Origin of the sequence: Peptoniphilus sp. HCN-40583 (assembly GCF_037892835.1) — a bacterium.
Taxonomy (GTDB): Bacteria; Bacillota; Clostridia; order Tissierellales; family Peptoniphilaceae; genus Aedoeadaptatus; species Aedoeadaptatus rachelemmaiella.
Genome location: NZ_JBBKBU010000041.1, coordinates 1 through 8,539, shown reverse-complemented (window position 1 = coordinate 8,539; position 8,539 = coordinate 1). Strand labels below are relative to the sequence as shown.

The window sequence follows — 8,539 nt, the reverse complement described above, 5'->3', positions numbered from 1 at the left end:
AGACCGCACGATGCGGTCTTTATTTGTTTGCGGCGAGACTTCCGGCTCATGGCAAAGGCTCTGCTTGTACTACCGGATGTGGCAATTACGAAGCGGGTCTCTGCCCTGTGGTACCCTATAAAAACTGCAGACTGCTGCTTATGGTCGTTTTTCTTTTGATCTATAATGGGTCGAGAGAGGTGAAGACATGAAGAGTATTTCGACGAAGAAGTTGACGATGATGGCCATGTTTATGGCGCTGACCACGGTGGCGACGATGATGATTCAAATCCCCATTCCCGCCACGAAGGGGTATTTAAATGTGGGGGACACGGTAGTGATCGCATCGGCGCTGTTAATGGGCAAGATGGCCGGCGGGCTGATCGGCGGCATCGGCTCGGCCCTGGCGGATCTTTTGTCGGGCTACGGCTATTACGCTCCCATTACTTTGGTGGTGAAGGGGCTGGAAGGCTTTGTGGCAGGGCTCTTGCACGAAAAGACGCGGCTGAGCTTTATCCTCTGCGGTTTGGCCGGGGGCGTAGTTATGGCTGTGGGCTATTTGCTCGCGGAAGGATTTATTCTTTATAATTTCCCCACGGCCATTGCAAGCTTTGTGCCCAATTTGATTCAGGGGATCGGCGGTGCCTTGTTGGCGGACATTCTTTACCCTGTTTTGAATCGCGCCATGGGCGAAAAGGGTGCGGCATAATTTCATAAAACATGGTTTACGGCCCGTCGGATGTCCGGCGGGCTTTGTTGCACAAAAAAACGGCGCCTTTTCGGGCGTCGTTTCTGTATTCATCAGTCGGAGGCACCGCCGATAATCATTTTGCCTTGGCGCATGAGGTAGAAGTGGTTGTTCATGCCAAGGGCGCGGTGGAAGGTTTTGTCGGATGGGGGCGATTGATGGAGGCTGTCGTCGCCAAAGATCCGTTCCATGTATTTGCCCAGGTTTTCTTCTTTGCCTGCGCTGTTTTTTAATCGATAGTTTTTGCCGCTCCACACCACGGTCATGCCGGATTTCGAGGGCAGGTAGCGGACTCTGCGGCCCTCGTCTTCGTATTTCAGAATGGTGATGGGGTAGGTCTCCGGCGTGGGATCCGTCGTGAGGCGGATGGAATCGCCTTCGACATTGAGCTTCATGTGTTTCGCATCGACGAAGCAGTTGATGGCAATGTAGGCTTTGTTCCCGCGGATTATATAATTGTCCATGGCGTACATGCCGAAGTTCAGTCCGTCGGTGGACGTGACGTAGCGGCAGTCGTAGGTGATGCCGAAGCCGTCTTTGGCCTTCATATTGATCGTAAGGTCCAGGGGATCGTCGCTAAAAGTCATGCCTTCTTGTTTATAGCTCATGGCCATGGCTTTGGCAAAGGCATCGGCCCGAACGTAGAGCTGTCCCTTTTCGGCGAAGGCTTTAATTCGCCCCTTATCCTGTCCGTCGAGGAAGAGGGCCATGTCTTTCGCGCCGAAGCGATTGACATAGGGCACGGGCTCTTCGTTTCCGATAATGGCGGCCCGATCGCCATCGTCCCAGCGCACAGGGTAGCCGAAGAGTTCGGCGATGGCGCGCAGGGGCACGTAGGTGTAGTCGTTTCGAATTTCCGCCGCAACATCGGTGGTGGAAAGCTGATTGCCGTTGGCGTAAATGGCGCGGCTGCCGATTTTTACGCTGAAGGTGGGCATGTTTTTCACGCGATCGTTGGCCGGGGCCATGGTTACCTTGCGCTCAGCGCCGTTCCAGGTGACGTCGAAGCCGAAGCTTTCGGAGATCAGTCGCAAGGGCACCATGACGCGGCCTTGTTTAATGTAGGGCATGTCTTCGCCGCCGGCCGGATTGGAGCCGTTGATCCACAGGGTGAAGTCGGCGGCGTATGCGGCGGGCGCCGCAAAGAAAAGGAGGGCCAGGGTAAAGAGTAGGGTCAGGCGTTTTTTCACGGGAATCATCCTTTCTTGTTTTTACTACCGATGTAGCTGTTTATTTTGTCGTTGGCCAGATTTTTCGGAAGCAAATAGGCCTGAGTGGCGTCCTTGTAAAAGAGGTAGAGGTAGTTTTCGTTTGCGATGACGGAGCGGATGTCGTCGTAGCTAAACTTCACGTCGCCGTCTGTGATGCCTTCCTCGGTGATGACCACATGGTGTTCGCCGATGGGCAGGTCTTTTTCCATTTTGCGAATCAGTTTTCTGAGCTTTTTCTGCATGCTGCGGTTAAAAAAGAAGCGGTAGAGAAGGGGCCAAAGGGTTATGGCGGCGCCCAGGGGATAAAGCCCTTCGACGGGTTTTTTCGTGGCGATGTAAAAGATGGGAATGGCGACAAAGACGGCGATGGGGACGAGCATTTGAATGGTCATGCTGCGCTTGGCCGTGGGGTTGTGTTTAAATAAATGCCATTGGTAGGCAAAGTAGTCGTCTTCGGTAATGGTAAATGCTTTGTTCATGAAGCCTCCTTTCGGTCGTTGTTTTATAAATTTATTGTACTGAAGGAAATGGGGCCTTGCAAGGTGTTTCGCGGCTTTAAACGTGGTAAGATAGTCATAAGCAAAGGAGGGGATTTAATGGCCTATGTAGAATTTATTGAATCGACGAAAACCTACGGCGCGGGATCGGCGAAGACCGTGGCCAATGACAAGATTTCTTTTTCCGTGGAAAAAGGGGAGTTTGTCGTCATCGTCGGCCCGTCGGGGGCGGGGAAGTCTACGATTTTAAATATTTTAGGCGGCATGGACACCAACGATTCCGGCCAGGTCTTGGTGGACGGCAAGGACATTGCGGCCTTTTCCGACCGGGAGCTCACTACGTATCGGCGAAAGGACGTGGGCTTTGTCTTTCAATTTTATAATTTGATCCCCAATCTCACGGCTCTGGAAAATGTGGAGCTGGCCAATGCCATTGTGGAGGACGCCCTGGACGCGGAAATGATTTTGAAGCGAGTGGGCCTGGGCGAGCGAATGAACAATTTCCCGAGCCAACTTTCCGGCGGGGAGCAGCAGCGGGTGGCCATTGCCCGCGCCCTGGGGAAGAATCCCAAGCTGCTTCTCTGTGACGAGCCCACCGGGGCTTTGGATTACAAGACCGGGAAGAAGGTGCTCCTTCTCTTGGAGGAAAGCTGCCGCAAACACGACCACACCCTCATCGTCATTACCCACAACCGGGCCATTGCCGATGCGGCGGACCGTGTGATTGAAATCAGCGACGCCAAGGTGCGGGCCATGTATTTAAACGAGCACCCCGTGCCCATTGAAGAAATCGAGTGGTAGTATGGATGCGAGACAAAAAGATTTTATACGGGAGATTACCGGCCACAAGATGCGCTTCTTCTCCCTCTTGGCCCTGGTCCTATTAGGGGTCTTCGTTCTCGTGGGCCTCACGGTCACCGGGCCCATTATGCGCCGCACCGTGGCCGACACCTTGAAGAAATCCAATGCCTACGATTTGCGCCTCGCCGCATCCGACGGCTTGGAAGAGGAAGATTTGCGCCTTATCGACGACATGGAAGGGGTGCGGGGAAAGGAATATTTCCACACGGGCTATTTAACCACGAAGGAATTAAAGACCCTCTACCTCTCCTCCCTTCCGAAGCGGATCAGCCGCCCTCTGTTAACGGAAGGTCGCTTGCCCCGTGAAAAGGACGAGATTCTTCTGGACCCTACCTTGAAGAGCACCTACAAGCTCGGGGATACCGTGGTCTTCGAAAAGGAAGAGGACCTTCTGGACGAGGGCGCGCCGCCCATGATGGCGGGCTATACCTTTAAGGTGGTGGGCTTTGCCACGAGCCCCGTGTTTTTGGACAAGTCGGATAAGGGAACCACGCCTAAGGGCGACAAGATCGACGGCTTCGGCTACGTCGTACCCTTGGCTTTTCAGGACCCTACCATTACGGAGGTGCATTTTCTCTTCGATGACCTAAAGAATCTTCCCGTCTACAGCGAGGAATATAAAGCGCTGAACACCGCCCACCGAAAGGAATTTCGCCACCGCTTCAAAAATCGGGGCGACGCGCGGCTGGATGCGCTGTTGGCGGACAAGCGAAAGGACATCGACGAAGGGGAAGCGGACATAAAAGAAGGCTACGACGAATTGGATCGTGGCCTGGAAAAAATCGATGCAGGGGAGCGGAAGCTGGATCGCGGCGCCCGCGCCCTCCGGGACAATCGGGCGAAGTTTGCTCGGGGCCTCTCCCAAGGGGAAAAGAAATTGGCCGAATCCCGAGACAAGCTGAATCAGGCGCGAAAGAGCATTCTCTTTCAGGAAGATCAGTTAAGTAGCGGCGAAAAGGCCCTTCTCGACGGGAAAAATGCCATTGCTGCCGCCATGAGCGACATTCAGGGCAAGGAAAGCGAAGCCCGCGGAGGCATGGCCCGCGCGGACACGGCCATGGATCAGATTTTAAAGGAAGAAGCGGCGCTGAACGAGGCGAAGCGGAAGCTCGAGGCGGGGACGATCCCCGAGATGCCCAATGTCAATCTGCCGGAGCTGCCCTTTTCTGCCGCGCAAATCGCCGATGCCCAAGGGAAAGTGGCCGCCGCCAAGGCCGCACGCCCGGCGAAGGCGGAAGATGTAGATAATAAGACTGCCGCGGTGCAAGCAGCCCAACAGGCTTACGATGCGAAAGCCTCCTCCATTGATGTGAACGGCATTAGCGGAAAAATAGCCGCGTTGGATAAGCAATTGGCCGAGCTAAATAAACAGTTTCAAAAGGCAACAGAAGAGGGCGCGGATACCACAGAGATCCAAGCACAAATTTCGCAAAAGAAAAGCGAAAGGGATGCATTGCAGGCACAGCTTAAGGATCCAGCCCTCGCATCGGCAAAGCAGGCCCTCGATGCCGCCTCGGCTGAATTGACGAAGGCGAAGGCCGCCCTCGCCGAAACCGACGGCACCATCGCCAAGTACACGGAAATGATTCAGGGCCAAATGAAGGTGCAGGCCGCCCGCGACATGACGGCGGAGAAAATCCGCGCCCAACAGGAACTTCTGCGTAAGAAAAAAGAAGAACTGGAGGCCGCCAAGCGGGACCTCGCAGAAAAAGAAGCCTTCCTTATGGAAAAGAAGCGGGAGACGGCGGCGGGCCGCGCCAAGGCCGAAGAGGCTCTCGCCGCCATTGAAGCGGGGAAAGCCGAGCTGCGCCAAAAAGAAGGGGAATTAAGCGAAAAAGAAAAATCCCTTCTGGAAGGCAAGGCCGCCATTCTCGCCGCGAAAGATCAGCTCAGCGAAGGAGAAGATCAATACAAGAAGGGCACGTCGGATTTCGCCCGTGAAAAGGCGGATGGGCAGAAAAAGCTGGACAGTGCGGAAAAAGAACTTTTACGGGGCAGGAGCGATTTGGCCTCGGCTCGCGCCACCTACGAAAAGAAGCGGGCCGACGCCTTAAAAGATTTGGTAAAAGGGCAGGAAGATGTGGACCGGGCGAAGGAACTGCTCACCATTTTGAAAAAGCCGGATTATAAAATCACGCCCGTTAACGAAGAAATGCGCACCTTCGTCTTCTTAGACTACGCCCATCGGGTAGACAAGCTTTCCGCCGTGTTCCCCGTCTTCTTCTTTGCCATCGCCATGCTCCTCGCCTCCACGGTCATGAACCGCATGGTGGACGACGACCGCATGGTCATCGGCACCTACAAGGCCCTGGGCTACAACAACGGCGCCATCGCCGACAAATACGTGCGCTTCGGCACCTTGGCCGCCCTTCTCGGCGGCATTCCCGGCGCCTTCTTGGGCAATTACCTGCTGAGTAAGGTCATCGCCGATGCCTATTTGGCCAGCGGCATCTTCGATCACCTCGCCATGGGCCTCTACCCCGGGCGCATCCTTCTCGCCATCCTCACAGGCATGGTGGCCACGGGCCTTGTGGCCTATGTAAGCGTGCGCCGCAGCCTGAAGCTAAAAACCGCCGCCCTCCTTATGCCCAAGCCCCCGGCCAAGGGCACGCGGATCTTCCTGGAACGGATCAAGTGGCTGTGGAGTCGCCTGTCCTTCTTCCAAAAAGTGACGGCACGCAATCTCTTCCGCGACAAAAAGCGCATGGCCATGACCATCGTCGGCGCTATGGGCTGCGTGGCCCTCTTGGTGTTGGGCTTCGGCATCCGCACTTCCGTGGACGGCCTGGTGGAAAAGCAATTTGACGTACTGAATCGGTACGACCACATGATTTTCTACGAGCCCCTTTTGGACAAAGACGCCCACAAAGCCTACAAAGAAAAAATCGCGAAGGATAAATACATTCGCGCCAAATGCAGCGCTTATGTGGAAACCCTGGCCGTGGCCGATGAAGGCTACATCGACCAGCCCGTGACCATGATCGTTCCCGAAAACGAAAAGGATCTGAAGCGGGTCATTACCTTGCGAAACAGAAAAACCGGCGAAAACATCCCCTTAAAAGGCGCCGTGATTACGGAAAAACTCGCCGCCATTAAAGGTGTGGAGGCAGGGGGCGTCATCGAAGTGAAAAACGACGACGACGTTCTCTACGACGTGCCCGTCGCCGCCATTGCCGAAGGCTACGCCGGCCACTATTTGTATATGGATCCGGATACCTACGAAGCGGTCTTTAAAAAGAGCTACAAGACCAATGCGGACCTCGTAAACGCTGCCGGAGCCGATGTGTCTCGCTACAAAGATTACGATTCCGTCGTGGCCCTCACCGGCATCGGCGACTTGCGCCACATGGTGGACGAAATCGCGGGGAATATTAATTTCATCGTCTTCGTTATCTTGGCGGCCTCTTCCACTTTGGCCGTGGTGGTCCTCTCTACCTTGACTAATATTAATATCGAAGAGCGGCGCCGGGAAATTTCCACCATTCGCGTTTTGGGCTTCCACCCGAAAGAAGTCACCCGCTACATTTACAGAGAGACGGGCACATTAACGGCGGTGGGTATTCTCCTGGGCTTTGTCGTGGGCAAGGGGCTGCACCTCTTGGTCATTCGCGTCGTCGTGCCGGACTTCGCCATGTTGGATCCCACACTGGGCCTTTTAAATTACCTCTTGCCCGCCGTGATTACCGTGGTGATTTCCGTGCTCCTTATGGGCTACTTCCACAGAAAACTCAAGACCATCGACATGGTGGAAGCCTTAAAAGGCGTGGAATAACTTGACTCCATGCTTTTGAAATGGTAGTATAGTGGAATGGAAAAAGGGCCGGAGTGCCCTTTTTCATTTATGCAGAAACAATAGGAGGTGGAAGATGGAAGAAAACAGAATGGGCTATGAGCCGATACCGAAGCTTTTGATGAGTATTTCTCTGCCCATTGCCTTGTCCATGCTCGTGCAGGCTTTGTACAATATCGTGGACAGCATCTGGGTCTCCCGCTTAGGGGAAAAGGCCCTGGCGGCGGTAAGCATGGCCTTTCCCATGCAAATGCTTATTAACGCCTTTTCCATCGGCGTCGGCGTGGGCATGAACGCCCTTCTGAGCCGCCACTTAGGGGCGAAAAATCAGCGGGAAGCCAATCTCTGCGCCCAACACGGCCTTTTGTTAAATATGGTCGTCGCCGTGCTCTTTGCCGTTTTCGGGACCATGGCCTCGACGCAGTTAATCGGCATGCAAACCGCCGATCCTGAAATTTTAAAAGAAGGGGTGCGCTATTTAGACATCTGCTTCCTCTTCAGCGTGGGCCTTTGCGGCCAGATCTGCATGGAGCGGCTGTTGCAGTCCACGGGGCTCGCCCTCTACAGCATGTTCACCCAGCTTTTCGGCGCGGTGCTGAACATTATTCTGGATCCCTTCTTTATTTTCGGCTGGGCCTTCTTCCCGAAACTGGGCGTCGCTGGGGCGGCGGTGGCCACGGTAAGCAGCCAAATCATCGCCTTTCTCTTCGGCCTCTATTTGAATTTCAAGCGGAACAAGGAATTGAACCTCCTTCAAGACCACTTCCACATTAACGGCGCCATAATTAAGGGCATTTTAGCCGTGGGCATTCCTTCGGCCATTATGATCTCCGTAAACTCCCTGTCCGTTTTTTTGATCAACGCCATTCTCGCCGTCTTCGGCGCCGCCGCCGTGGTGGCCCTCGGGATCTATTTCAAGGTGCAAAGCTTCGTCTTTATGCCCATCTTCGGCATGAACAACGGCCTCGTGCCCATTATCGCCTACAACTACGGCGCCGGGCATCGGGAGCGAATCTACGAAGTCATTAAGCTGGCCTATAAAGTGGCCCTCATTGTCATGAGCGCGGGCTTCATCATCTTCCAAGTTTTCCCGGCACAGCTCATGGGCTTCTTCGATCCCTCGCCGGAGCTTCTCTCCATCGGCGTCGTGGCGTTGAGGATTATTTCCGTGAGCTTCATCTTCGCCGCCGTGAGCATTATCAGCTCCGGGATCTTCCAATCCCTCGGCAACGGCCTCTTGAGCATGATCGTGAACCTGGTTCGTCAGCTGATCTTTATCGTGCCCTTGGCCTATCTCTTTTCAAAGACCGGCGTCTTGGCCTATGTGTGGCTCGCTTACCCCATTGCGGAACTCATGGCCATGCTCATCGCCATCGCCTTTATGAAAAAGGTCAACGAAACTGAAATCAAACCCATTGTGGAAAAAGATTAATCGGTGCACCACACGGTGCAC

Annotated in this window: 6 protein-coding genes; 4 read left to right on the top strand and 2 right to left on the bottom strand. The window is 54.5% G+C overall.

Annotated elements, in window-relative coordinates:
- Positions 1 to 187: 187 nt before the first annotated feature.
- Entirely contained in the window at positions 188 to 688 is a 501-nt protein-coding gene (locus tag WKT05_RS10280; RefSeq protein WP_340414023.1) for an ECF transporter S component, read from the top strand.
- 92 nt (positions 689 to 780) lie between these two features.
- On the opposite strand, the gene WKT05_RS10275 is transcribed toward WKT05_RS10280, so the two are convergent.
- The gene (locus WKT05_RS10275) at positions 781 to 1,917 is read right to left on the bottom strand and encodes a copper amine oxidase N-terminal domain-containing protein (RefSeq protein WP_340414022.1); all 1,137 of its coding nucleotides are present in this window, start codon (positions 1,915 to 1,917) and stop codon (positions 781 to 783) included.
- Positions 1,918 to 1,922: 5 nt separating this feature from the next.
- Positions 1,923 to 2,417: a YcxB family protein gene (locus tag WKT05_RS10270; RefSeq protein ID WP_340414021.1), complete on the bottom strand. Its 495-nt coding sequence runs from the start codon at positions 2,415 to 2,417 to the stop codon at positions 1,923 to 1,925.
- 117 nt (positions 2,418 to 2,534) lie between these two features.
- Here WKT05_RS10270 and WKT05_RS10265 point away from each other — a divergent pair, with 117 nt between their 5' ends.
- The 3 genes from WKT05_RS10265 to WKT05_RS10255 all read left to right on the top strand — a co-directional run bounded on the left by WKT05_RS10265 (position 2,535) and on the right by WKT05_RS10255 (position 8,518).
- Entirely contained in the window at positions 2,535 to 3,236 is a 702-nt protein-coding gene (locus WKT05_RS10265; RefSeq protein WP_340414020.1) for an ABC transporter ATP-binding protein, read from the top strand.
- 1 nt (position 3,237) lies between these two features.
- A complete protein-coding gene (locus tag WKT05_RS10260; RefSeq protein WP_340414019.1) occupies positions 3,238 to 7,068 on the top strand; it encodes an FtsX-like permease family protein in 3,831 nt (1,276 codons plus the stop codon).
- Between the two features lie 94 nt (positions 7,069 to 7,162).
- Positions 7,163 to 8,518 (top strand): MATE family efflux transporter, encoded by a 1,356-nt coding sequence (locus WKT05_RS10255; protein ID WP_340414018.1) that lies wholly within the window; start codon positions 7,163 to 7,165, stop codon positions 8,516 to 8,518.
- Positions 8,519 to 8,539 lie beyond the last annotated feature (21 nt).

Coding starts and splice junctions, on each gene's coding strand:
- WKT05_RS10280 (WP_340414023.1), top strand. CDS start 188: ATGAAGAGTATTTCGACGAAGAAGTTGACGATGATGGCCATGTTTATG.
- WKT05_RS10270 (WP_340414021.1), bottom strand. CDS start 2,417: ATGAACAAAGCATTTACCATTACCGAAGACGACTACTTTGCCTACCAA.
- WKT05_RS10265 (WP_340414020.1), top strand. CDS start 2,535: ATGGCCTATGTAGAATTTATTGAATCGACGAAAACCTACGGCGCGGGA.
- WKT05_RS10260 (WP_340414019.1), top strand. CDS start 3,238: ATGGATGCGAGACAAAAAGATTTTATACGGGAGATTACCGGCCACAAG.
- WKT05_RS10255 (WP_340414018.1), top strand. CDS start 7,163: ATGGAAGAAAACAGAATGGGCTATGAGCCGATACCGAAGCTTTTGATG.